General features: G+C 52.7%; 27 protein-coding genes and 1 pseudogene. 15 read left to right on the forward strand and 13 right to left on the reverse strand.

The annotated features are described in order from the left end of the window. Positions 1-11: 11 nt before the first annotated feature. Positions 12-1,133 carry a M42 family metallopeptidase gene (locus tag Q31b_RS23510; RefSeq protein ID WP_146602089.1) on the reverse strand — a complete coding sequence of 374 codons (1,122 nt, stop codon included), beginning with the start codon at positions 1,131-1,133 and terminating at the stop codon, positions 12-14. Between the two features lie 74 nt (positions 1,134-1,207). On the opposite strand from Q31b_RS23510, the gene Q31b_RS29415 reads away from it, so the two are divergent. From Q31b_RS29415 to Q31b_RS23520, 3 genes are all read left to right on the forward strand, one after another. Further along, entirely contained in the window at positions 1,208-1,333 is a 126-nt protein-coding gene (locus Q31b_RS29415) for a hypothetical protein (protein WP_261343879.1), read from the forward strand. A gap of 801 nt (positions 1,334-2,134) precedes the next feature. Next, positions 2,135-2,707: a helix-turn-helix domain-containing protein gene (locus Q31b_RS23515; RefSeq protein ID WP_040770725.1), complete on the forward strand. Its 573-nt coding sequence runs from the start codon at positions 2,135-2,137 to the stop codon at positions 2,705-2,707. Between the two features lie 133 nt (positions 2,708-2,840). Continuing rightward, positions 2,841-3,254, forward strand: coding sequence for a ribosomal maturation YjgA family protein (locus tag Q31b_RS23520; RefSeq protein ID WP_146602090.1), 414 nt, complete (start codon positions 2,841-2,843; stop codon positions 3,252-3,254). 616 nt (positions 3,255-3,870) lie between these two features. On the opposite strand, the gene Q31b_RS23525 is transcribed toward Q31b_RS23520, so the two are convergent. The 4 genes from Q31b_RS23525 to Q31b_RS23540 form a co-directional block, all read right to left on the reverse strand. Then, positions 3,871-5,568 carry a flagellin N-terminal helical domain-containing protein gene (locus Q31b_RS23525; RefSeq protein WP_146602091.1) on the reverse strand — a complete coding sequence of 566 codons (1,698 nt, stop codon included), beginning with the start codon at positions 5,566-5,568 and terminating at the stop codon, positions 3,871-3,873. 471 nt (positions 5,569-6,039) lie between these two features. Further along, positions 6,040-6,981, reverse strand: a complete 942-nt coding sequence (locus Q31b_RS23530) for a CNNM domain-containing protein (protein WP_146602092.1) — start codon at positions 6,979-6,981, stop codon at positions 6,040-6,042. After that, the gene (locus Q31b_RS23535; protein WP_231617795.1) at positions 6,978-8,255 is read right to left on the reverse strand and encodes a CNNM domain-containing protein; all 1,278 of its coding nucleotides are present in this window, start codon (positions 8,253-8,255) and stop codon (positions 6,978-6,980) included. Before Q31b_RS23535 ends, Q31b_RS23530 begins: the two co-directional genes overlap by 4 nt. After that, on the reverse strand, positions 8,252-10,009 hold the full coding sequence (locus tag Q31b_RS23540; protein WP_146602093.1) for a hypothetical protein: 1,758 nt from the start codon (positions 10,007-10,009) through the stop codon (positions 8,252-8,254). The genes Q31b_RS23535 and Q31b_RS23540 overlap by 4 nt, the downstream gene beginning before the upstream one ends. Before the next feature lie 243 nt (positions 10,010-10,252). Between Q31b_RS23540 and Q31b_RS23545 the strand changes: the two genes are divergently transcribed. Further along, positions 10,253-10,447: a Flp family type IVb pilin gene (locus Q31b_RS23545; RefSeq protein ID WP_146602094.1), complete on the forward strand. Its 195-nt coding sequence runs from the start codon at positions 10,253-10,255 to the stop codon at positions 10,445-10,447. Positions 10,448-10,451: 4 nt separating this feature from the next. Beyond that, entirely contained in the window at positions 10,452-10,919 is a 468-nt protein-coding gene (locus Q31b_RS23550) for a hypothetical protein (protein WP_146602095.1), read from the forward strand. A 228-nt stretch (positions 10,920-11,147) separates the two neighbouring features. Here the strand turns inward: Q31b_RS23550 and Q31b_RS23555 are convergent, their stop codons facing one another. Then, entirely contained in the window at positions 11,148-11,768 is a 621-nt protein-coding gene (locus Q31b_RS23555; protein WP_231617796.1) for a cytochrome c oxidase subunit 3, read from the reverse strand. Between the two features lie 311 nt (positions 11,769-12,079). Between Q31b_RS23555 and Q31b_RS23560 the strand changes: the two genes are divergently transcribed. Beyond that, the gene (locus Q31b_RS23560) at positions 12,080-13,108 is read left to right on the forward strand and encodes an AAA family ATPase (RefSeq protein WP_146602154.1); all 1,029 of its coding nucleotides are present in this window, start codon (positions 12,080-12,082) and stop codon (positions 13,106-13,108) included. Between the two features lie 11 nt (positions 13,109-13,119). Here Q31b_RS23560 and Q31b_RS23565 read toward each other — a convergent pair whose 3' ends face one another. The 7 genes and pseudogenes from Q31b_RS23565 to Q31b_RS28630 all read right to left on the reverse strand — a co-directional run bounded on the left by Q31b_RS23565 (position 13,120) and on the right by Q31b_RS28630 (position 16,827). Continuing rightward, complete coding sequence (locus tag Q31b_RS23565; RefSeq protein ID WP_146602096.1) at positions 13,120-13,800, reverse strand: class I SAM-dependent methyltransferase; 681 nt, start codon at positions 13,798-13,800, stop codon at positions 13,120-13,122. Next, positions 13,797-14,717: a hypothetical protein gene (locus Q31b_RS23570; RefSeq protein ID WP_146602097.1), complete on the reverse strand. Its 921-nt coding sequence runs from the start codon at positions 14,715-14,717 to the stop codon at positions 13,797-13,799. Before Q31b_RS23570 ends, Q31b_RS23565 begins: the two co-directional genes overlap by 4 nt. 94 nt (positions 14,718-14,811) lie before the next feature. Beyond that, positions 14,812-14,988 carry a hypothetical protein gene (locus Q31b_RS28625; protein WP_197172149.1) on the reverse strand — a complete coding sequence of 59 codons (177 nt, stop codon included), beginning with the start codon at positions 14,986-14,988 and terminating at the stop codon, positions 14,812-14,814. 21 nt (positions 14,989-15,009) lie between these two features. After that, on the reverse strand, positions 15,010-15,282 hold the full coding sequence (locus Q31b_RS23575) for a hypothetical protein (protein WP_146602098.1): 273 nt from the start codon (positions 15,280-15,282) through the stop codon (positions 15,010-15,012). A 305-nt stretch (positions 15,283-15,587) separates the two neighbouring features. Further along, on the reverse strand, positions 15,588-16,022 hold the full coding sequence (locus Q31b_RS29420; RefSeq protein WP_261343880.1) for a tyrosine-type recombinase/integrase: 435 nt from the start codon (positions 16,020-16,022) through the stop codon (positions 15,588-15,590). Further along, positions 16,013-16,408, reverse strand: a pseudogene (locus Q31b_RS29425) (phage integrase N-terminal SAM-like domain-containing protein); the annotation flags it as partial. The pseudogene Q31b_RS29425 and the gene Q31b_RS29420, both read right to left, overlap by 10 nt. A gap of 248 nt (positions 16,409-16,656) precedes the next feature. Then, the gene (locus tag Q31b_RS28630) at positions 16,657-16,827 is read right to left on the reverse strand and encodes a hypothetical protein (RefSeq protein WP_197172152.1); all 171 of its coding nucleotides are present in this window, start codon (positions 16,825-16,827) and stop codon (positions 16,657-16,659) included. A gap of 239 nt (positions 16,828-17,066) precedes the next feature. Here Q31b_RS28630 and Q31b_RS23590 point away from each other — a divergent pair, with 239 nt between their 5' ends. The 9 genes from Q31b_RS23590 to Q31b_RS23635 all read left to right on the forward strand — a co-directional run bounded on the left by Q31b_RS23590 (position 17,067) and on the right by Q31b_RS23635 (position 25,063). Continuing rightward, a complete protein-coding gene (locus tag Q31b_RS23590; RefSeq protein ID WP_146602101.1) occupies positions 17,067-18,281 on the forward strand; it encodes an IS91 family transposase in 1,215 nt (404 codons plus the stop codon). A 321-nt stretch (positions 18,282-18,602) separates the two neighbouring features. Further along, positions 18,603-19,154: a hypothetical protein gene (locus Q31b_RS23595; RefSeq protein WP_146602102.1), complete on the forward strand. Its 552-nt coding sequence runs from the start codon at positions 18,603-18,605 to the stop codon at positions 19,152-19,154. Between the two features lie 146 nt (positions 19,155-19,300). Next, on the forward strand, positions 19,301-19,651 hold the full coding sequence (locus Q31b_RS23600) for a hypothetical protein (RefSeq protein WP_146602103.1): 351 nt from the start codon (positions 19,301-19,303) through the stop codon (positions 19,649-19,651). An 894-nt stretch (positions 19,652-20,545) separates the two neighbouring features. Further along, the gene (locus Q31b_RS28635) at positions 20,546-20,980 is read left to right on the forward strand and encodes a hypothetical protein (RefSeq protein WP_197172155.1); all 435 of its coding nucleotides are present in this window, start codon (positions 20,546-20,548) and stop codon (positions 20,978-20,980) included. Between the two features lie 173 nt (positions 20,981-21,153). Then, a complete protein-coding gene (locus Q31b_RS23610; RefSeq protein ID WP_197172157.1) occupies positions 21,154-21,507 on the forward strand; it encodes a thioredoxin family protein in 354 nt (117 codons plus the stop codon). An 82-nt stretch (positions 21,508-21,589) separates the two neighbouring features. After that, positions 21,590-22,171 carry a hypothetical protein gene (locus Q31b_RS23615; RefSeq protein WP_231617797.1) on the forward strand — a complete coding sequence of 194 codons (582 nt, stop codon included), beginning with the start codon at positions 21,590-21,592 and terminating at the stop codon, positions 22,169-22,171. A gap of 121 nt (positions 22,172-22,292) precedes the next feature. Further along, on the forward strand, positions 22,293-23,282 hold the full coding sequence (locus tag Q31b_RS23620; RefSeq protein ID WP_146602106.1) for a DUF3644 domain-containing protein: 990 nt from the start codon (positions 22,293-22,295) through the stop codon (positions 23,280-23,282). Positions 23,283-23,409: 127 nt separating this feature from the next. After that, positions 23,410-23,961, forward strand: coding sequence for a hypothetical protein (locus Q31b_RS23625; RefSeq protein WP_146602102.1), 552 nt, complete (start codon positions 23,410-23,412; stop codon positions 23,959-23,961). Positions 23,962-24,442: 481 nt separating this feature from the next. Continuing rightward, a complete protein-coding gene (locus Q31b_RS23635) occupies positions 24,443-25,063 on the forward strand; it encodes a hypothetical protein (protein WP_146602107.1) in 621 nt (206 codons plus the stop codon). Positions 25,064-25,144 lie beyond the last annotated feature (81 nt).

Below are 25,144 nucleotides of genomic sequence, written 5' to 3' on the forward strand. Positions count from 1 at the left end.
GGAGATGGCGATCAAGAGGGCACGAAATCATCGTCGGATGACAAATTCTGAGCGAACAGGGAAAGTAAGTCCGCGATACGGTCGATGTCCGACAACGAGATCACTTCCACCGCCGAGTGCATGTAGCGATTCGGGATTGCGACCAGGCCGGTTGCGACCCCCGATCCATGAAGTTGCAAAACGTTCGCGTCGTTGGGGGTTGCCCGCCCGATGGCAGCCAATTGATAGGGGATTGAATGACTTTCTGCGAGCTCGATTAATCGCGAGGCAACTTTGGCGTTGATGTTCGGACCTCGGAAAATCACGGGGCCTCCGCCAATGCGGATGTCCCCCTGTTGGTTTTTCTCGATCGTGGGACAATCGGAAGCATGAGTAACGTCAACGGCAATCGCAACATCGGGGTTGATACTTCCCGCTGCGGTCTTGGCCCCTCGGAGCCCAATTTCCTCTTGGACCGTTGCCACGCTGTGCAGATGACACCGCAATGGATCGGGCGCGGCCGCACAGCGACGCAGCGATTCCATCACGGTCCACATCCCCGTTTTATTGTCCATTCCAGGACCGCTTACACGATCACCCATCAGTGGGCGATAGCGCAAATCCAATGTCACCGGATCGCCGACGCGAACGGTTTCTTTCGCCTGCTCTTGATTTTCGACACCGATATCAAGCCACATCTGCCCGAGCTGAACGACTTCTTCGCGTTCTTTGCTGGAGAGCAAATGGATCGGTTTGCGGCTGATGACCGCAGCGACAGGGCCGCAACCGGTCCAAATGGTCATCGATTGTCCGACCAATTGCTGCGGATCCCAACCACCAATGGTTTGGGCGTACAGAAAACCTTGCTCGTCAATATGTGAAATCAGCAACCCAATTTGATCACAATGCCCTGCATACATGAGACGTGGGCCAGCGGCGTCCCCTCGCGATGCGATCACGTTGCCATGCACGTCGGTGTGAACCTTGTCGGCATGAGGAGTGATGTAGTCTCGAATCAATGCCTGGATTGGCTCTTCGTAACCCGACGGACTTGGGGTTTCGATGGAGCATTGAAAAAAGGCCAATGCGGCTGGATCGATCGCGTGAGGGTTGTCAAGGGAACGGTTAGGCTGAGACGAGGAGGGTTTCGACATAGGTGGATTCACTGAAATTGGTTGAAATCGAACCAGAAAAAAGAGCTGCCGATTGTAGGAATTGAGTAAACTTAATGGAAGGCAGTGCTCACACGACGATTACCGAGCTAGGAATGGCTGCGGTGATGCCGTTTCTTGTCCAGCAAGAAAATAAATTTGCCCGCACTCGCGACTCGGTTATTGGCTGTTTTGGTCTTTGAAAGTCTTGAATACGTCAATAATCTCGGTGTTTTTGCGTTTGCCCCGATCGAGTCGTTCGAGTCGGCAAAATGCTCTTGACATGAGAAACCGTTGATACTGCTTTTTCGTGCTCAAACGCACTAAAGAATTGGGCCTATTTGGCTCGACAATAAACTTGGGATCGAGGTGTTTTCTCCCACGCAACTTTTTGCTCCTGTTACTTGTTTGGTTTACCAGACGTTTTTTGTGGATGCGAATCGAAGTTTGAGAGACGACACATCACCACTCGAGCCACCCCAGGGGGGAATCTGGGAAACGCGTTACTTCCTTTTCAGTTTTGCCTTGATCGGAAACGACAAGCTCAAGACCGACGACGAAGTAAGCAGCACTGATTTATCGTTCGATCGTTTTTGATTGCTCGAAACGAAATAACGTGGACCCTTTGAGTGTTTACTTCGGCACTTGATTGGAAAACGCTTCGCGAAGAGTGATTTTGGAAATGCGATATTGCGCGAAATCACTGCACGCAGCTTCTGTGCCCCTGAAAACCGACCATTCGTCATGATTGGTCGTGCTAAATTTACAACCAACCGCGAGGAATCCCGTTCGGTAAGTGTCGCAGGACGCGAGCCGGCAGGCCCGACCCAGCGTAAGAAAGACGTTTTGCCAACTCATTCGATTTCACCCACATTTCGAATGTCACGACCGCTTCAGGACCGGGCGAGCAAAATCTCTTGACAACGAAGAAGGCCGCTAGAACAAATGGTTACCGACGCACCATTGTTCGAGGGAAATTAACGAGGCGTTATGGAGAACCTATAATGAAGGTCTTCACAACTGGACAGGTCGCAAAGATCTGTAAAGTGGCTCCGAGAACCGTGTCAAAGTGGTTCGATTCGGGGCGTTTAAAGGGCTATCGCATTCCTGGAAGTCAGGACCGGCGAATCCCGCGAGAGTATTTGATTAAGTTCCTTAAGGAACACGGTATGCCCCTGGGGGATCTGGAAGACGAAGCGATGGCGAAATGCCTGATCGTTGCCCAAGACCAGGTGCTGATCGAGAACCTCAAGCGAGAATTACCGCCTGAGAAAGCGTTCAAAGTGGCTGTCGCTGCGAGCGGTTTCGAAGCGGGGATTCAAGCGGAAAGCTTTAATCCGGATTGTATCATTGTTGACTTCTCGATCGGTAAGATCGAGGCTGTTCAGATTTGTCAAAATCTGCGCAAGAATATCGACTTTACCGATATCGTCCTGATTGCATTGCTTCCCGATGACGGGCAACCGATGAGCTTCGACCGAAGCAGTATCAACGAGACGTTCAAGAAGCCTTTCGACGCGCATTTGCTCGCCGAACGACTTCGAACCCTCGTCGGAAGCAAGAAAGAATTGGTCTAGTTCGCTGCTTGCCGTTGATGGGCTTGCCCATCAACGGCTGCTTTGAACGAGATTCAAAAAGCGTCGCCCATCCTAACGTCGTACACCTCCCGCGGTGTGCGACGTTTTTTTGCGTCTAAACCGTCGAACGTTCATGAATCATTCGCCATCCGATTCGCCTCAGAACGTCAACCGACTGATTGGGCTTGTACTGTGCATCTTCGCGACTGCGGTCTGTATCGCTTATGCATTCTTTCGAGCTTCATTGCCCGATTGGTGGCGGCATCATGGCGGCGGAATTCCTTACGTGGTGTTTTGGATCACGTTTTTGATCATGTTTTTTCCTAGTCGAAAGACCATCTTGCCGATTTGCATTGGTGCGACTTTGGTTACTTGCGCTTTGGAATTCATGCAGCTTTGGAAACCGGATTGGTTAGCACACTTCCGCGCGACACGGTTTGGCGCGGCGCTGTTGGGTAGCGAGTTTGTTTGGAATGACATACCGCCGTATGTACTGGGTGGCGTCATCGGATTTTTCGTGCTGTGGTTCGCCGTGCGCCGTCGCTAAACAGCCCTTCGCAATCAGCGGACTGATGTCTTTATTCAATTTCCCCGAAACTGGGGCACGTCGCACGCATAAAGGCACGCACAAAGGGACACGCACGCACAAAGGGAGGCACGCACACACATAAAGGGACACACACATAAAGGGACAGAGCATGACACGCACGCATAAAGGGACACATCACGCATAAAGGGACAGAGCATGACACGCACGCATAAAGAGACACATCACGCATAAAGGGACAGAGCATGATTCTGGCGAATCACGCACACGCATAAAGGGACAGAGCATGATTCTGGCGAATCACGCATAAAGGGACAGAGCATGATTCTGGCGGATTTGCCTTTTCCCTAACCCGGATTATTCACGAGCGTTCTGATTTGAGAACGTTTGAAAAGAATTTGGGTGATACACGCATCAAGGGACAGAGCATAATCACGCATAAAGGGACAGAGCATGATTCTGGCGGATTTGCCTTTTCCCTAACCCGGATTATTCACGAGCGTTCTGATTTGAGAACGTTTGAAAAGAATTTGGGTGATACACGCATCAAGGTACACGCATCAAGGTACACGCATCAAGGTACACGCATCAAGGTACACGCATCAAGGTACACGCATCAAGGTACACGCATCAAGACTTCGGAGCCTGATTTGCCCAGCAGTTCGAAGACAACGTCTTCGGCGAGTCCGCCTGCTGCATCCACGCCGTCAGCAAACGCGGTGGGTGTGGCCGTTCCGTCGGTCGAGTTGTAGGCGGTCATCGTGTCGGCATCATCCGCTTCCGCTTCGTAAGTGCCTTCACTGTTGATCGCACTGACGATGTCGGCAACATTGACATCCGTTCCGCCTTCAATTGTAACGGTGATGTTGCCATCGCTGTCGACGGCGGCGGACGGCGCTCCGGTACCGGTTGTATCGAGAGTAATCGTTGCCGCGTTCGCATCCGCACCGGTTTGTTTTGCGGACAAAGTGATCGTCGACGTCGGTGTTCCTGCTGCGGAGCCACCTGAAAACGCGGTTTGCGTCGCCGTCGCGGTATCACCATCGAATGCCGCCAATCCGCCGGAGGTGTCGATCGTTGCCGCGTAGGTGCCTTCGTTATCGATCGCTGTCTTGATGTCAGCAAAATCGACGGAATCGGTGTCTTCGACTTCAATCGTAATGTTACCATCGGAATCGACGACGGCCGTTGGTGTGGTAACACCATCAACCTGACTGAAGGTGATCGTTGCACCATTGGCATCCGTCCCATTGGCGACGGCTTCGAGCGAGATCGATGCGGTCACTGTTGCAGCGTCTTCACCATTGGCGAAGTCTGTCTCGGTTCCCGAATCACTCGCACCGGTGAAGTCGGTCAAGCCGGTACCGTTCGTTGTGGAAGCGACGGTGTAACCTTCATTTTCGATTGCCGAGACGATGTCGGCAATCGCCGTAGCAGCCGTATCATCGACGGTCACCGTCAAGTTACCACTGCCGTCGACAGCCGCAGTCGGGGTGGTTCCATGACCGTTTGCTTCGACAAAGGTAATCGTTTTGCCGTCCCCAGCGGTACCGACCAAATCGGACGTGATGTCCAAGGTCACGCCGTTGCCCGAGCCATCATCGAGGACAATGCTACCGACAGCGTTCACATCCGGATTGTCTTGCGAAAAGTTGATCGCAGCGGTTGCTTTCGCATCGACGGTCGCAGCGCCCGTCAGTTCAAGGGAACCGGTCGACTTGACAGCAGCCGTCGCGGCTGGGATGTCGGCAACCGTAATCTGTGCTTGCTCCGCAGCAGCGGTAACCGAAACGGAAACCTTTAAGGAGCCGCTTGGTCCCAAGTTGGCTTGGTCGACCTGCAAATTTGCAACTTTGTCATAGTTGGTGCCCGCCGTGGTCAAGAAGTCGAGTCCCCCATCAAGCAGTTTTCGACCTTGGAAGGTGGTCGTTTGGGCGATTCGGTTTATCGCTTCGAGGGAGCTGTCGATTTGCAGTTGGTTCGCTGCAATTTCATTATCGCTTAATGCACCTGTGTTAGCCGCTTCAACGACCAAACCGCGCACGTCGCCCAAGAGGGAACTGACCTGACCCAGTGCAGTATCCGCGGTGGTGATGATCTGGTTGGCTCGGTTCGTGTTACTGATCGCTTTGTTGAAGCTCGTTATTTCACTTCGCAGTGCTTCACTGGCGATCAAACCGGCGGGGTCATCCTTACCGCTGTTGATGCGAAGACCGGTGCTTAGGCGAGTCATCGCTTCTTGCAAGTCATTGTTACTTCGCATCAAGCGGTTTTGTGCAACAAGTGAGGATACGTTGGTGTTAATTCTGGTCATGGCTATAAACCCCTGTGTTAATGTGCGGCGAATCGCTTACTGGTTTTGGATCCGGCCGCGACGGACCGGCGAAATAGACGCTGCCCGAAATTTGCGACCGAACGTCGATCGCGGAAAGTGTTAGGAAGGCTTATTCGTCTGTATTAACATCGGTCACAAACTAGAGCGAAACCGACAAATGCGTGTTAATTTGTCCCGGTTCTTTCGTTCTGGGGTCAGAATATCTGCAAAACCGGCATATCTAGAAGACACTTCCTGTTTTGCGTATTTATCCAAGTGTTAAATCTTGATTTGCTTACAGAAATACAGCGAATTCTGACCGTCGTTTCATTGCGATTATCGCCTTTCCGCAATATCGAAGTGTATGGGGTGCTGTTCAATGGCACCCCTTTCAAGAAGACGATCCCGTTCTTGGGATTGGCCATTGAGGGCGGGGAAGAGCCAACCGGCTTGCGCGCTACTTGATTAGCGCTACTTGATTAGCGGCTGTAACAATTGACGTTGCGTGACAACGCTTCGCATGTCACCGTTTTCGTCATATAAGACGGCAACGTCGGTCGCGGCATCGAAGAGACGGAGCAGAATTCGTAAATGCCGATCGCCCACTCGACCTCGAATCACCGGTCGGATGTCGATCACCGGCTCCGCCAACGATAAATCCGCAAAGCGGACATAGCCAATAATACGACCTTGCCGTTCAACCAAGACGATCGGGTGGTTCCGCCTTCTTGCCTGATGTCGGGCCGCTTTCAAATCGACGGGAGAATCAACGATCGCCAATCGGTTTGGTGCGACGCCAAATGAAACGGCCGGTAGGTTGCCGACCTCGAAAAGGTTTTGTGCCAACACTCTTTGCCCGGCAGACAAAATCCCCGCTGCATGGCCATCGCGAAGCACTTGATCCAATTCACCGCGCGCCATCACTAAACGGACGCGGAAAGGCGTTTCGCCGGTAATCCAGCGTAGCAAGTTGCCAAGTAGTCCTAGAACTACCGTGATCGGGGCAAAGAAGAGAGTCGCCAACAACAATGCAGGCCGCACCGCGTTCAACATGCGATAGGGTGCATGAAAAAACAAGTACTTCGGTAACAACTCGCCGAGTACAAACACGAAGGGAGTTAACAAAATGGGGCCGATGATCTCAGCGATCGAGTCAGCTCCGAACAGTAGAACCGCGATCGAAACGATCGAAAAAGAAACCAAATAATTCGCGACATTGTTGCCAACGAGCATCGTTGCCACAAAGATTGCGGGATGGTTGAGCAACCATACGATGGCACGCGCCATCCGCGATCCGCTAAGCCCGTCGAGCACTAAACGAGTCCTCGAGACTCGGTACAGCCCCGTTTCACTGCCGCTAAAAAAGGCACTTAGCATCATGCCAACGACGAATGTGATGATCGCAATGGTCATCCTTTGAACTCCTCCGCCGCAGCCGTTTCACCGGCTTTGACTTCCACCCAAACGCCGCTATCTACCGCTTCGACGACTTGGAGTTCAAATCGATCAAGCGGTGCACGGTCGCCCACTCGCGGCAAACGCTCGTTGTGACGTTGGATCAAACCAGCAACGGTCGTGACCCCTTCTTCTCGGCTTTCGATTCCAAGACGCTTGGCGAGGGCGCGCGCACTAACCGTCCCGTAAACCCGATAGTGATCGGGGGCGAGTTCTTGAAAAGACGCTTCTCCCAGCACTTCGTTGTCGAAATCGTGTCGCGCTGCAAAGGCTCTCGATAGAATGTCATCAATCGCAACCGTTCCGAGTGCTTCACCGAATTCGTTGACCACGACGGCGACGCTGCGGTCTTCTTGATTGAGTTGATCGAGCACCTGTGCGGTCCTCGCTGACCAAGGAACGTAGATCACGGGCTCCATCGAACCGACCCAATCATCCATTTGACTCGGCCGTAACAGCCGAATCGGAACGGAACCGGTAATGAGATCGCCGTCGGAATCGGTGACCATCAAATAGCCGCCTGGTGGATATTCGGTAAGTGACGTCTTTCCCAAATCATCGACCCGGCAAAGTTGCAACCTACTTCGAAGTCGCATCAGTTCCCCGATTCGCATTTCAGCCATCTCGACAAGTCCCTGCAACACGAGTCGCTCTCGCTGCAGCAGTGCGGCGTCGTCGGTGCCCAATTCAATTGCCCGTTCAATATCAGCCAAATCAATCTCGGGTTCCGGCTGAAACGATGGCCAAAGCAGACGGCTGACGGCCAAATTGGTCGTCCGCACCAAAGGAAGAACCGGACTGACAATCTTGACCGCGACGCTGAGTGGAGCCGAAACGATTAGGCAGATTCGCGTTGGCGAAAGTACCGCGATACTCTTTGGCAACATTTCGCTAAAGAAAATGAGCATCATCACGCTGGCAAATGTAAACCCGATCGCAACCGAGGGGCCCGCCGTCGGGTGTTCCCGAAACTTTCCTCCGACAATCGAGGCAATGGCAAAGTAAATGATGTTTATCAGCAGATTCCAAAACAAGATCGCAGAAAGCAAGCGATCGGTATCGGACAACAAACTCGCCGCGATACGTCCAGGAACGCCACGACGCCTCAGACGCTCTCGTTCACGAGGCGGTAGTGAAAAATAAGCGGCCTCGCTGCCACTAAACAAGGCACTCATGCCCATGAGTAACGCCATTGCTAGTAGCAAAATCCACACATCGGCCAGCGCACTCAAGCGGAATCTCCTGCCCCACCACGGTCTTTTTCAAGCGATACATCAAACTCGCTTAACGCCGGGATCATCATCGCCGCAATCGTAAAGCCGTAGCCGACGACCAATGGAAAGACGACAAGCAAATGATCGGTTTGCAGCAGGAATTGCGTGATCGCATAGAATGTGATGAGCGGCAACAAAAACGAGGCGGAAAAGATCGCAGACGACGGATTTCGCCAACCAAGTGACGCGAACAATGCCGCACCACCACCAAGAATCATTACCAAGAACGGCGCGAGCTGTAGTTGAAATGCACCTCGAAAACTGACCATGATCGTCATGCATATCGCGATCCCAACGCACAAGAAAAATACCGTCCCGAGACTGGCCAACGTCGCGGTTCGGCCTGCAACATAGTTGAGCCCAGAATGGATCCCAAGCATCGTGACGAAAAGATACAAGACGATCGCACCGACAAACAGGTACGTCGCATTTTCAGCTGATATGACGTTTGCATAGGCCATGTACCCAACTAGCAACAGTGGCAAAATGATCATCTCTTTGGCGACGTAGAGCACCCCCAGTAGCTTTCCAAACACGAACTCACGTGGCGAAATGTCCGTTACCAGCAAAAGATCCAATGCCAATCCATCCCGCTCGCCCGTGACCGCATTGACGGCCAAGGCGTTGACGAGCACCAAACTGATCACGCCGAGCAATGCCAACGGCAACGTCGCGGCTGGCAATGCACGTCCGACTCGGCCTGCCGGTTCGAAGGCAACCCCACTTTGAACTTGAAAAAAAACCGTGGCGGTCGTTAGTAAAAAGAGAATGACAAATGCCGTACGAATCATCACGACTTTGCGTCCATAGGCCCACGTGCAGATTTCTCGCCAGAGGATGGGATTCTTCCAAACATGCTTTGGCTGACGAACCTTCCAACTCGCTGGCTCTCCCTGTTCCGATGCTTCGCTTTGTAATTGAGTTTGGCGAAGTTCACGCGACGGGTTCCAAACACGAACTTTGGCGATGCCAAATGCGATTACGACTACCGACAAAACAACGGACATCACCACAAACGACTGAACGCCAGTCGCGGTTTGGTTGGACAAACTTGCCAACGGAGACGAGGCCGCGAACAAAGCACGTGGGGGGCTAAACGCCAATGAGATCGTTTCGGGAACCGTTCCCAAAAGCGTTATCCATTCACCAAAGGCCAAGTACATTAAAAGTAACAGTACCGTCAATGCGATGGCTTGAAACGTTTTCTCACGCCACAAACCAACCACCGTCCCGACACTGGCGGCAAACAAGATGGCAGCCGCGGTCACGATGAAGACCCCCAACACCTGCTCGGGGGATACCCCACCCATCAAGGGCAGTACCAAAAAGAGAGGTAACGCCGCCAATAGCATCGCCAGGGGGTTCAGCAAACTGGCTGTTAATTTCCCTGCGACGACCTCAAACCCGCTCAGCCGAGTCATCAAGAGTAAGATTAAGGTGCGGCGATCTTTTTCCTGGGCCACACTGCTGGCCGCGCCAACCGCCGCCAGACTAGCGAGTACCAACAATTGAAGCGGTGACAACAATGCAAACATCCATCCGCCAAAACGAGCGGAATCGGATGTCGCCAATAGCGATCGAGAACCGTCAAGTACCAAATAGCCGGTACACAACAACAGAAACAGAACCAGAACATAAACCGCTCGGCTGAGATAGGTTTTTGGACGCAAAGGCACGACCGATGCTTCGCGATTAAATACGGGGCCAAACATGAGTGGGCTAGCGTGGGAAAAGGAAAAATGAAAATCCGAGGAGCTTAGATTACCAAACCGTGGCCGCTTGGGTGAGCCCTACGACCGTCATCGCCGGAAAATCTAAATCAATTTGCAATCGAACCAGCCTGTTTCCGCAACGATTTTTTCGCTTGATACCATCTCTACGCTGTGCGGCGCACTATGGTTTTGATGTCCGAGCGGACTTTGAAGCCATCGATGGAACAGATCACGAGCAATACCATGACCAAGCAATCTGCACGAAATGCCGTCCTGTCATTCCTGACGGAAGAAGACGCTACGACTGCGGTCGAGTATGCCGTCATGCTGGCGCTCATTGTTCTTGCTTGTATTGGAAGCGTGGGAGTGCTGTCAGACAGGACAAGCGCGAGCTTTGACGATTCAGCCGACGCGATCACGGGCGCATTTGGCAGCTGATACCATGAATTGGAAATCGCTCCCCTCTCTGTCGACTCGAAAATACCTGATTGCCGACCCCTATGTCCAAGGAGCGATTCTGCGGCGAGTCGCCCTGTATGCAATGGCAGCGTTCGCCTACTACGTCGTTGTGATCTTTTTTTCGGTTTACATCTCGGACAATCAGACACCGCCTTCCGAACGCCTACTGACCTTTATCGATGATGCAATCACCTGGTTGCCAGGCCTGTTGGTGCTTGGCCCAATCGCCGCCTACGATCTGCTAACGATGACCAATCGCTTCGCAGGACCGATTTGTCGCTTGCGGCGGGAAATGCGTTTACTGATTGACAATCAAAGCGCCTCCGAACTGCACTTTCGAGAACACGATCATTGGAGCGACGTCGCAGAGGTCTACAATGAACTCCGCAAAGAAGTGATCGACCTTCGCCAAGAGGTCGCCAATCGTCACAGCGAACCGCCAACCTCCTAGTGCTGCGTCTAGATCAAAAGTCAGGCTCCACCGAAGAATCCGTGGATAGAAGAATCCGTGGATAGTTGCACCATCGACCCACTAGCCCAGAGAGGCCAAAAATCAGGGTTGGTCGTCCACTACCCTAAACGAGACCTGACGCACCCCCTCGTGGCTCTACCGTGGCTCTACCGTGGCTCTACCGTGGCTCTACGTGGCTCTACCGTGGCTCTACCGTGAATCGAATGACTAATGACCAATCACAAAGCCACCAGTGGTGGACCAGAAAGATATCAGCATTACGATCCACACCAGATCTAAGAAGTGCCAATACTGAGCTGCAAACCGGATCGGCCAATAACACTCATGGTCATACTTGCGCCTGAGTGTCCTCACCAAGACGATCGCTAGAGCGATGATCCCGCCTGCGACATGCAGTGCGTGCAAGAATACCAAGACGGCAACCATCCCCGCCAAGCCTTTGCCGTTGCCCTCCGCTAACGCTGGGCCGCTGAGCATTTCGTTGGTTGCCGTCAACTGCATCCCGGTAAAGCCGATCGCCAACACTAAACTGACGATGATCCAGAACACCGTGCGGACTCGTTTTTCGCGGCGAATTGCTAAAGTCGCCAGATGCAGCGTCCCGCTCGTTGCAAACAGCATGACGGTGCTGAACAGGTAATCCATCGGTAGCGGTACAAGCGACAATGGGTCATCACGCCGCCAATAAGCATAGAATCCGTAAAGCAGAACGCTGCTGAGGAAAAACATCACCAGCGACGCGAGCAGCAACCAGCCCCCCTGTTGAAAGCGGCGATCGATTGGCGATGGGGCCTTCGAAAGAGGAATGGAATAGGCTGAGGGTGACATAACCGTTTTGTCTCTGTGGTTCTGGCGGAGTACCTTTTCTGCGGTATTCTACCAACCTGAATAGGATAAAACATCGGCCGCTAGCGGGCTGTCGATTGAATCGTTTAACGCTTAGCCGAAGACGCCAGCTTTTTCATAAGCGGTCGCCTATGGCTTGGCGTTAAACAATAAGTCGAGTCAAACCGATTAAATCGACAGCCCGCTTGCCGCCGTTTCGCTAAGAGGATGCAGTTAATAGGATGGCAGGGAAAGATTCTGCCGATTACAATCTTTTCCTCACAAATTCTTTGATTTACCCAAAAGGAATCGTCTTGGTCCAGCCGCCACCGATTGAATCGACTGATGACGCGACCGCATCGGTTCGCTTGGTTTCTGCGTGCAAGCGAGTTCGTGAACAGGTGGCTCGGGTGGTTGTCGGCCAAGAGGAAGTGATCGAACAACTCTTGATCGCTATCCTTGCTCGTGGCCATTGCTTGCTCGAAGGGGTGCCTGGACTGGCCAAGACTCTGATGATCCGCACGTTGGCGGATTCGATGCATCTGTCGTTCCGCAGAATCCAGTTTACTCCCGACTTGATGCCCGGCGATATTACCGGGACCGAGATTATTCAAGAAGATCCGGCGACAGGACGACGCGAATTTCGCTTCGAACGTGGACCGATTTTTACCCAAATGTTGTTGGCGGACGAAATCAACCGTACACCACCGAAGACGCAAGCGGCTTTGCTCGAAGCGATGCAGGAACACGAGGTCACGACCGCTGGAAAAACCGTTCGCTTGACCGAACCCTTCTTCGTCTTGGCAACGCAAAACCCGATCGAACAAGAAGGCACCTACCCATTGCCCGAGGCCCAACGTGACCGATTTCTGTTCCACGTTTTGGTTGGCTACCCCTCGCGTGACGAGGAAGCGGAGATCGTTGATCGTACGACATCCAACTTTCAAGCGTCGGTCGAACCAGTGATGACGGGCGAACAAATTGTCGGGTTTCAACAAACCGTCCGCGACGTTCCGCTGCCACCCCACGTCAAACAATGGGTCCTCGATGCTGTCCGTACCCTTCGCCCCGGCGACATTCAAGCCGCCAAATGGACCAACGAGTTGATTCAGTGGGGACCGGGACCGCGAGCGAGCCAGCAATTAGTGCTGGCCGCGAAGGCTCGAGCCCTGCTCCATGGACGGCCGTGTGTCTCGATGGAGGATGTTCAAACATTGTCGCTGCCTGTACTTCGGCATCGCATCGTCCCCACCTTTGCCGCCGAAGCCGAAGGCATCACCATTGACGACTTGATCCGCCGAATGTGCGACGAAATCAAACCGGTGCCAGAACGAGTGATGTAGACCATCCGCTCCTAAACACGGCGGTGCAAACTCGCACGAATCATTTCAAAATGTAGCCGGTGCTCCGCCAACTCACGAAACCCTAACGATTTCAGCAACGGCTGTGGATCAATGATCCGACGCGAGGCGAGTCCCGTTTGCCAACGAAAGAAAACGTGCATCACATGCAGCCAAAACTTCGCCCAAATTCGCCGAATCCCGCCCCCAGGCTCTTGGAAATCGACGAGATACCAGATGCCCTCAGGACGCAGCCAATCCGCAATGCTTGAGACCACATGAGAGAACACCGGTTCATCGAAACAGTCAAGGAAGAATGCGGTGAAAACGATGTCATAACGAGAGGATGGTAGTGCAACGGAATCGACCGGAGCAGCTAGCCAGTTGACGCGTTTAACCATTCCGAGTCTTTTAATGCGACGCTGCTGAATTGCCAACATCTTCGCACTGACGTCAACGCTGAAAACGTTCGCGTCTGGACAACACTCCAAAAAAGCGGCTAGCAATCTGCCATCACCATCGCCCAGAAACAGCACCTCCAACCGCTCTTGATGCTGCTTCGACTTGGCTTGTTCGAGCAGGGTCGGAAGCAGCGAGACGCGGGCGCGATCGAGTGTTCCTCCGAAACGCAAACGCTCAATCATCTGATACCAAGGAGCCAATCGATCGTAGCCCGATCGCAACTTGTCACTCATCGGTACAACACCAATACCACTAGCGGCGATAACAGTGCACTGTCCGCCAACAAGCCGTAGCGAGTTTTCTTGCTCCAATCATTGGCACGGTCGATGGCATAAGAAAGCAACATCAACCCGACGCTACTGATAGAGATTGCTAATGTGATCGGATACGAAACGATGTCAGCATGGTTGGCTATCATCGCTGCGGCGACTAGCAAAAAAGCGAGCAGCGGGATGCGTGAGCAAAGACTCGGAAACAAGCGTATCGCCGAACCGATGTTTTGTAATTGATCGCTCTTTCGCTGAGCAGCTGCCACGCAAAAGCAATTTAATAAAAACAGCCATGACAAAAGCGCCGTCAACACGAGCGTGGATAAGGTGTTCTTCGACACAAAAATGGGTAAGCAAACACCGAGCGAGAAAAGCCCTGCTACAAAGAATTCCTTGGGCAACCACTGCCCAGTTGTAGGTCGTCCGTGAACCACCCAGCCATAGAAAAGCACAACGCTAAACAGGATCGCTCCGGCAATCACCAAGAAAGAGTCAACGAACAGAATCGCTAATAGGCCATTGAAGACAAACGCCCCACACCAAATCGGCCACAAAACCCATCCCCATTTGTTGGCAAACTGGTGCCGCAGGGGAACGTCCAACTGAAAATCTAATCGCCGACAATCCAGCAAACGGTCGGCAATGTAGACTAACCATACGGTGAGAAACAGCAGCAAATGAATCAGCGGTTTGGGTTTTTCACTGAGAGTGACCGACAGCCAATATTGCCAACAAATCGCCACGATCGGTGCATCAAGAGCGATCAAATTCGGAACTTCGATCACACGCCAAAATGACGCCAGCATCACTCGCGGTTTCTCGACGACCCCGTTGCCATCAAAATCATCGGTGAACTCATCCGTGACGTTTGCTGTTTGCATGTTAAGTGCCGATAATAGGAGGCATCATTTTCCCGCAAGACGGCCTGACTGCATTTGCCGCCCCATCGGAGGCACGCGTTTTTACTATCCATGCTTACTCTGTGCAACCATCGCCATCGAGGAATCGTTCGAGGAATCGTTCGAGGAATCGTTCAATTTGATGCACGAAGGCTTTGGCCGCAAAGAACGCGACGCCTCCCTTTACCGTGTGAGCCGCTCGCGCCGTCGCGATTGCGGCGCCGCATCGCAGACCATCGTCGAGCTCGGTCATCCGAACGACGCATTCCCCCTATCAGAACTCGGCTGATTTCTTGTTTCGTCTCGTCGTCACAACCACCTGATCGCTGGCACCTGATCGCTGGCACCTGATCGCTGGCACCTGATCGCTGGCACCTGATCGCTGGCGAAGGTGAACAAAATCGAGCATGCCCTCTGCCAAATCGTCATCGTTTTGGCTTGCTCCGTCCGCCTCATCTCGCTGGGAGCGAGGGCAAGAGGAGGCGGAACCTTCGTCTAATTCCAAAGTCAACGGGACGGTGCCATCCTCCCGTGTTTTTTCTCCCATCACGTGCCAGCTTCGAGGTAGGGATGATTCGATGATGTCTTCAATTGTTCACGCCCCTCCATAGAGCCGGCCAGCAAACGCAGTAAAAAGTTTGAGCAAAAATTGCTTGACCTGGGCTTGGAGGTGCCCGACACGGGACGAAAATTCCAAGCGGTGATAATCCTCCTCGAACCGGTGATAACGAGTTGCATTCCCACCGCCCGCGTCATAACATGAACTTATCGGGAACACGATTCCACTCAACTCGCCGGAGCTGACAGGCTGCTGCTGTCACCCAAGAGCACGAAGTGCAGACGGACGCTGCCTTAACTTGCGAACTCCAACCGATCCACTGGACTCGTCACGACCAGACCAGGTCGGTTCATCACATGCGTGTAGATCATCGTCGTCTTAACGTCCTTGTGACCGAGTAGTTCTTGAACCGTGCGAATGTCCGCGCCATCTTCAAGCATGTGAGTTGCGAACGAATGTCGTAGAGAATGCGGTTTTGCGTTCTTCACAATCGCTGTTCTGCGAAGTGCTTTGGCAAAATGGGGTGGAAAGGTCTTCTCGTGCAGATGATGGCGGCGAGTCGCTCCGCTACGCGGGTCACGCGAAAGTCGAACCGATGGAAAGAGATACTGCCAGCCGAATTCCCGAGCAGCATTGGGGTACTTCCGTGCCAAAGCATACCCTTGCCGTCGCGGACGAGAATTTGTCTCGTTTCCAAACAAATATCTTTCACGCGCAGCGTTCGGCACTCGCGATGCCTCAATCCGCTTCCATACATCAACAAAAACATCAATCGATAGACGCCCGAGAAAGACGGATAGAGACTTCTCACCTCTTTTTTGGTTAGCACGACCGGTCGGTACTCGCTTGCCTTGGCGCGAACCGCCTGCACAAACTTCAAGTCTCGACCCAGAACTTTTTCATAGAAGAACAGAATCGCCGAGAGGGCCTGGTTCTGACTGTTGGCTGCGACGTTTCGCTCAATCGCCAGATCCGTTAAGAAATCACCAATTTCCGGTTCGCCAAATCGTTCCAATCGATCATCGTCCAAATGGCGTATGAATTTCTTAACCTGACCCACATAGGCGTCTTCCGTACTTTTAGGATGATGCAACCGCCGGAGCGTCGCCCGCATTCGCTGGATACACTTAGGCTCCGAGAGGTCGATTTGCCCTGGATTGCCTTCGCCCGCCACCAAATTAGGTTGATAATCAAGTTCTGCAGCGCCTGCCGATTTCTCACGCCGCGCAATCGCCTGCAATGTCTCTCGGATTGGCCGAAAGTCGACCTCATTCGATTGCCGCACGGTGGCCTGATAAATTTCAATCGCGCGAGCGGCCTGCAACCGACGCCAAGCTGGTATCTTCGAGTCACGCAAGCTCCTCAAAACTCGATCACCAACTCCTCGCTGACCGCGATCGGGCCTTCCGATCCCGTTGCCGAAGAAACCGATTTCCTAGCCGCGTAGCTCCCCATCCACTTTGGAAACCAAGTTCGCTCATTTTCCGGCAAGTTCATCACAGCCAAACATTGCCGATACCGATCCAAAGACATCTGAATTCCCCCCCTTAGACAGACAAACAACTTTACCGAACCACTTTTATGCCACAAAAAACACGAGTTGTCAAGCATACACCACCCGATGGGTGGCATACCTCTAGGGGGTTCCGATTATCCGTTGTTGAACTACCGATAATGTGGTATTATCTGCAGTTGTTTATCTAATAATTAATTGTTGCACTGGCCTTCGGGGGTTTGAATTCGACGCGGCTTTGATGATTGACTGATCGTAGATGACTGTCACGCTTCAAACTTTGTTCCAACAACATTTCGACGGTTTCTCTCAAAGGCACCGTTGCACGCGTGACATGTATCGCGCGGCTTGGGCCGTTCGACATTGCCGTACTCGCGAACTCGGCGGGCACGTCAACAGTTGCCCCGAGGGGCACTACCATCAAATCGCCTACAACTCCTGTCGACACCGAAGTTGCCCGCAGTGCGGATGGTTGCCCAAAGAGTTGTGGCTCGATGGCTGGAGAAAGCGACTGCTGCCTTGCCCTCATCATCACGTGATCTTCACCGTCCCTCACGAACTCAACGACCTCTGGAGATTCAACAAGGCTGTCTTCGCCGATACGCTGTTTGCCGCCGCTTCACAGACACTCACGGAACTACTCGGCGATCCCAAGTTCCTAGGGGGCCGCATCGGTATCCTGGCGGCACTGCACACCTGGAACCAGAGGCTGCAACGGCACGTCCATTTGCACGCGATTGTCACTGCAGGAGGACTCGCCAGTGATGGGCAATGGCACAAACCGCAAAAGAAATGCTTGCTACCGCGAAAGGTCCTGATGATCAAGTTTCGCGGCAAGTTCAAAGCCATGCTCCGAGACACACTTCGGCGAGGAGTCCTGAAACTGCCGCCTGACTTCACATGCAATGACTTCGAGCGATTGTTGGGCAAGCTTACGGCTGTGCCTTGGAACGTGAAGGTCTACAACGCCTATCGTAATGGCGTCACTGTCGCAACGTATTTGGCACGCTACATCAAAGGTGGGCCGATCGGCAATTCTCGCTTGCTTTCGCTACAAGACGGGCAAGTCAGGTTTCGTTATCGATTGTCCGAGCGACAAGGAGGCGACGGGAAGCGTCAAGGGAAGACCCGTCTACCGGTCGAAACGTTTATCGGTCGTTGGCTACAACATGTGCCGCCACGGCGTTTTCAGACCGTGCGTGGCTACGGGCTCTACAGCGGCAACCAGCACTCGCAATGGGAACAGGCCGCCAAGGCGTTAGGCATCGTTGAGGCCAAGCAGGTCGAAGAAGCTCGTTGTTGGCAGGATTGGTGCGAAGCAGCAGGGATGAGCGAAGCGTGTCGCTGTCCAAAATGCGGCAAGCAATTGATCAGTCACCACGAGTTCTCGGCAGGTCGCGGACCACCGCTGGCGGCTTTGTCATCGCGACCCAGGAAGAAACAAAGCATCGTTGCAGGAGGCATGATTGCATGAATCAACAATGGACACCCAACCCAATGTCACCGACGTTAACGAAGCTGCATCGACACGTCGCTGTCGGCTCTTCGCGGCAGCGAGTTTCGCGCAGCCAAACTTGCTTTACAGCGTTCCAGCTCGCTGGTAAAATCCTAAGCTCGAGGGCTCGATCGGCGATTCAAGACTCCACTCGATGATCCGGCCCGTGCAACCAATCGTTGCACCCCCGTTCGGCGTGAAACGTCTTTTGAAAGTCAAACTCCAACGGCCGAACAGGGGTGAACTTAAACGTTCTGGGGCATGAGATTTTCGACACTCTCAAACGCGAAGGATTACCTCTTGGCAATGCGTTACGCATCGTTTTGGCTCTCCATACTTGTTCTGATCGCCATTACCCAAGCTGGGTGCAACAAGCGTAATCATGAGCAAACAACACCAGCGACTTGGCGTAGTGATCATCACGATGTCAGCTTTCAATACCCGCGTGACTGGACGCTATTACAACCATTCTTGGATTCTGAGAAGGCAGTAACTGCTGGTGCAATCGATAACACAACTGGGATGTCGCTCGTTATCAAACTAACAGAAGATGTTCCGAAAACCATGGTTTCTGATGAGACCTACTTTGAAGCCGTTCGGAACCAGATGCTCACCCACGCTTCTGGAAACACATTGCTCGACGAATCTGAAACAGAATTTGTTGGCTCTCGCTATCACCGTATGCATTTCACCATGACGAACCCAAAATTCGATGGCGATTTTCGACAGGTGGCATATATTCGTCGGACGGGCGAATTCTGTATTGCGTGCCAACTCAACTATCCTGTTAGCACCGACAATCAGATTCCGCCACAATTGCAGTCACTTATTGACGGGCTTGAACTGCCGTGACCGAAACACAGTCGTCACACTCAGAAATGCCCAGAACCATGTCGTGCACCGAAGGACCGCGTACGGCATTTACAAATGGAAACCACATTCGCGGTCCTCGGTGACGACCGCCGTTCGCCGACTGAAATTCATGCTGCTAGATACGCATGACCGTAGCTGAATACAACACCGAAGTCAGCCGATGCCAACGCCAGCTGTCCTGGCGCATGGCCTGCGCGCTCGCACCAATGTTTGCCGCGTTGGGCGTTGCGGGGATTGTTCGCTACAACAACCCAGACCTCGCCGACATTCTCGCTCCGATCATCATGTTTGCAGTCGGATTTCCGATCATGCTGCTTGGCTTTGTCCGTGCCGATAGGACCTATCGCAATTTCCCAGCGTTGGTTTGCCCGCACTGCGACGGAAATCTGTCCCGCATGAAATCCGTTATCATTGCGACCGGCAATTGCCCCAATTGCGGGCGTCGCGTGCTTGTCGATTCTTCAATCGGGACGTGACATCGGTCTTTCACGAACCGTACAATGCGGCGGGTAACCATCGCGTGAACCGGAGAACGCGAGCTGAGCGATTTGGTTGTTAGAGACTTTTCCGCGCGTTCCCGGTTAGAGTAGTCGACGATTCGATGTGCTGCGCGACGTAAGTTCCTCGGCTTGGCCCTGGAATGTCGAGGGCCACTTACCCGCTTCAGGGATGAGCCTTGTGATCAGGGTGGTCAGAGCCACAAGATATACCTATCGATCTTAGGAAGTGGGTTCGGAGGTGTCCAATCTAACCGCAGGTAGTCAGAGCAACAACGCGTAAAAGGGACTCGCCTCACGACACCGAATCCTGCCAAGCGGCGATCATGGCCACCGAGCAGAAAAAACATCAAACGCCCAGTCTCCACCTGGAACGCACGACACATTTTAGTTTACCAAAAGCCTCTATCTGGCTATATTGGAAATCGCTTACTTTCAACCATACAACGCGTACCGTTCTGGCACTGTGAATCTCGCCAACGCTTTGCGTTTCCTTTGCGTTTCTCTGCGTCTTCGCGCACTCTGCGTTAAAAAAACAATAAACGCGGAGATCACAGAGACGCAGAGTGTCGCAGAGAGGGTGGCTACGAAGAGTTGCGTGGTCGGTGAGTTGCTGGTGAGCAGGCAAGTCGATTTGGATTGGCCAAGTTTGCTTTTGCTCCAAAAGCCAGAACCATGCAATGGTGACGGAGCGGCGGTGGACGCGGCTCTCAAATGAAAACTTAACTCCCGCCGCCCGCACATCGCCGACGTTCCCCGACAGACACTGGAGTCCCAGCGTTCAACCAAAAATTTGACCTTGTTTTCCGGTCGATCGATGATCGGCTCCACCGCTTCAACTCCGTCGATGCGTGCGGACGTTGGAACTCTGCATTGATTGACGACTTTCAAGCCGACGATAGCTTTGTCCGAACCACCGACGATCTTTTTGCTGACGCGGTTGCGCAACAAACGAACGGTGAATGCGTCACATCGGATGGAATTGGAATAGAGAGCGTGACCATCGATTTCTGTCGGTCGATTAAACTGCATTTTCGACTGCTGTTCCTTGACGCTCCGGATGGATTCTGGGAAGCACCAGGGCAGTTTTCCGTAGTTCCTGACCCTACAAATACCGATCTTCAACTTGCCACACTCTCGTGCGGAGTGCGTGAACCCGATGGCGACTTCTGGTATCCTTCGAGCAACCGGAGACGCAGCGTCGTGCTTCCAGATGATTACGACTGGGCCTATTCCAGAACGCGCGTCTACGGTTCACAGACGATTTCAGCCTGGATGAAGACGCGAAGAAGGAGCGGGGAACCATGACATCGCTTTACGCTTGCTTGTCAAGCGTCCTAGCGGCAAGCGAGCCGAGCGTTTTGACATTGAGAATCTTTCGCGCGTGCCGGCTGACGCGTGTCGTTCGCCGACGACCAAACCGAAATCGAATGCAACCGTTTTGTCCTAAGCATTGGCACCCTTCAACACGAGCAATGACAATGGAGACGCTCGATCATGAGCTTTCCGGCAATCACTTGTCCGTAGTACATTTCTGGGCGACGTGGAACAATATAGACAAAGCAATGGACGCCGACCTTGCCGCAATCAGGGTAGGATTTGATCAGGAGATCACTTTCCTGTGCATGGATACCGATCGCAAAGAAGCTTGGGACTTCATTCGAGCATGCCGCGTTCTCAATCTGCCGGCACTCGGGTTCTTTCGTGGGCGTTCACATGTTGACACGCTGGTCGGATTGCGGGAGCGTGACGTGCTTACCCGAAAGTTCCGTGATTGGATCAACCAGCAAAAAATGAACGGCGAACCAGACGATGCACGTGAGTCGCCGAACTGAGCTTATTGAAGTGGTACGTCGTTCGCGACGACCACGTGATCGTTAACGTTCCCCGACTGAATGGCAGTACTGAATACGCTTCATGCTTTGGCCGATTGTCCTACCGTTTCAAATTACAGGCGTTGCTTTCCTGCTTGTGGTCGTACTGCTGACTGCCAGCCGAACGCCGCGGAAATGGAGTCGCATCAAGACACTGCTGATTTCGTCCACCGCGGCGATCGTTCTTTTCATACCCTCGTGCACTGGTGTCATGCTGGTCGCTGACTCAATCCGCTTCGGGCACTTTCATTACGACTCGTTCGACGCAATTCCCGACCTTCGATCGCAACGCTATTTGCCCAAGGCCGCATCGAACATTGAGATGCACAAGCACGCCAATGGCTATAGAGCACGGTACGACATATCCGCCACTGACTTTGACACCTATCTCGACGGATTGTGGACGCAATACGGTGAGTATTCCGCCGTTGAACGTGGCGGTTTCATGGACGAGGGGCAAGCGGTGTCACCTGAACTATTCAACCATACATTTGACGGACTAAACTGGACGTGTCCGTCGGCCGCTATCGTCTACTACAGCCCATCCGAGGGTGATGGCGGTGGCGCGACGTACTATTTTGATGCTGATGCTGGCCTAATGTTTCAACGAACGGGGTTCTGGTAATCTCTGAGGAAATGCGGGGAACCATCCCGTGCACCGGAGCCGGGCTTGCGAGCGTTTTGGCAATGGTTGATTTTTTCTCCCGGCCCGGTGACGGGCACCGTTATGCCTTCACTGAACCAACATGGCAAAGAAAAAACGTAAACGCCGTGTCGGATCACTGAAGCACGAGTTGCTCACGAAGTCGCGTGAAGCAGCACTCGGTGCGATTCGGATTTTCAACGACCCGCAGGTCACATTCAAATCCGAGTCATTCATCGTCCTAATGAACATTGCATGGACGTACCTGCTGCACGCGTACTACCGAGAAAAGGGGATCGAGTATCGTTACCACAGACAACGCAGCACTCGACGCGTCTTCAATAGAACGAAACACGGTGCGTACAAGTATTGGGAACTCGAACGCTGCTTAAACGACGACGCATGCCCAATCGACAAAGACACCTGCAACAACCTGCGATTCCTGATCGGTTTGCGTCATGAGATCGAACATCAGATGACGCTCAGCCTCGACAACTACTTGAGCGGCAGGTATCAGGCTTGCGCCCTCAACTACAACCAATACATCAAGCAGTTTTTTGGTGACAAATTCGGTGTCGATTCACAGATCACGTACAGCATTCAGTTTCTTCAACTGTCGCAAGAACAAATGTCGGGCCCGGTCCCGGAGGTCGATATTCCACCGCGGCTTCGAGCGTACATTTCCGTTTTTGACGGTGCACTCGAACACGACGAATACAACAGCCCAAATTACTCATACCGCATGGTGTTCAAGCAGAAACTTGTAAACCGCCCCGGTCAGGCGGACCGCGTTATTGAATTTATTAAACCAGACTCAGACCTCGCCAAGCAGATCGACAAAGAGTACTGGGTACAGAAACAGGTTGAGAAACCTAAGTTCCGGGCTACCGACGTCTGCAAACGAGTAAAAGAGGCCGGCTTCACAAAATTTCGACCGACGCCGGAGCACTCTGGAATGTGGAATGCAGAGGACGCCAAGGACCCGGCTAAAGGCTACGGCACCCTTGTCCAGGGTGTTTGGTATTGGTACGAAAACTGGATTGATCGATGTATCGAGCTTTGCCAGATCGCTGGCGACCGATACAAGGCATAACAAAAAAATGCACCCGAGTCGCGAAGTCGGGCGTTTTGGCAATGGAGAATCTCTCGTCGCGACCCGGTGATTTTAGATGTTCTGGGGCATGAGATTTTCGACACTCTCAAACGCGAAGGATTACCTCTTGGCAATGCGTTACGCATCGTTTTGGCTCTCCATACTTGTTCTGATCGCCATTACCCAAGCTGGGTGCAACAAGCGTAATCATGAGCAAACAACACCAGCGACTTGGCGTAGTGATCATCACGATGTCAGCTTTCAATACCCGCGTGACTGGACGCTATTACAACCATTCTTGGATTCTGAGAAGGCAGTAACTGCTGGTGCAATCGATAACACAACTGGGATGTCGCTCGTTATCAAACTAACAGAAGATGTTCCGAAAACCATGGTTTCTGATGAGACCTACTTTGAAGCCGTTCGGAACCAGATGCTCACCCACGCTTCTGGAAACACATTGCTCGACGAATCTGAAACAGAATTTGTTGGCTCTCGCTATCACCGTATGCATTTCACCATGACGAACCCAAAATTCGATGGCGATTTTCGACAGGTGGCATATATTCGTCGGACGGGCGAATTCTGTATTGCGTGCCAACTCAACTATCCTGTTAGCACCGACAATCAGATTCCGCCACAATTGCAGTCACTTATTGACGGGCTTGAACTGCCGTGACCGAAACACAGTCGTCACACTCAGAAATGCCCAGAACCATGTCGTGCACCGAAGGACCGCGTACGGCATTTACAAATGGAAACCACATTCGCGGTCCTCGGTGACGACCGCCGTTATCGGATTGATGCGCTGGCGTTCATGCTGCAATTGGTGCGATGTTGTTGCTCGGTCGATTGATGCGCTGATGTCCCGTCTGCAATGTTTACTCGTTCGATTGTTGATATGTCTCGCTTCTATCTGCTACAATGATCGCGATACCGAATCGGGGCGAATGTGTCACCGAAGGGGTCGAAGACTGGACCGACTCTGATCCAATGCCGCCGCTTAGTTCATCCTTGAAATTCTGCGTCGCCAACATCTCGTCGATCCCCATACTGTCCGATAACCAATCGATGAACCGCAGTCGGCCACGAGCGTTTACTCTGTGGTCAGCGTTAATCTAGCCGACGCGGTTATCGTCGGCGTTCGTCAATCGAATACCATGCGTTCCATCACCGCTCTAATTGTAACGCTAATCGCATGTACGCTCGGATGCAACAACGTTACCGTTGACGCTCCTTTCGGTGACTCCGTACGGACTTCTACCCTTAAATCCTTTCGTGGAACATGGGCTGACAAGCAGGGGAACGTCTATTTCGTCGAACTTGGTGCGACGAGCGACCTCGTCGTTGGCTTCACAGAATGGAATTCTGGGTCAAACGTTTTTGAAACGCAAAGCGTTCCTATATCTGTACGGACAATACACAATCGAACATTTCTGTTCATTCCGCAGGACACTCGCAAGAACGACAAACTTGTTTTCTTTTGGCTCTCCGAGATCAAAGATGGCTCCATATTCGCTAGAGCCTGCAACGCAGACGCTTTTCGCAAGGCGGTAACTTCTGGAACGCTAGACGGAACCGTTGAAGTACGAAAGAATGACCGTTTTGACGTCCACCTCAAGAGTTCGGAAATGCTGAAGAAATTGCTTGCGTCCCCCGATGGTGCTCAACTCTTCGACGAGCAAGGCGACGCCCCACTTCGACAGCTGACGAACCAAACGGATGGGGAACCATCGGTTGCAACGGAGACATCTGAGGCACGTTGTCTAGGGCGGTTCTAGCGCGTGATGGATTTTTTTTGACATTTTATGCACCGATAAAGTGGTGGTTTCTAACAGGTTTTCAACAGCGTTTGATGGTGT

Origin of the sequence: Novipirellula aureliae (assembly GCF_007860185.1) — a bacterium.
GTDB lineage: Bacteria > Planctomycetota > Planctomycetia > Pirellulales > Pirellulaceae > Novipirellula_A > Novipirellula_A aureliae.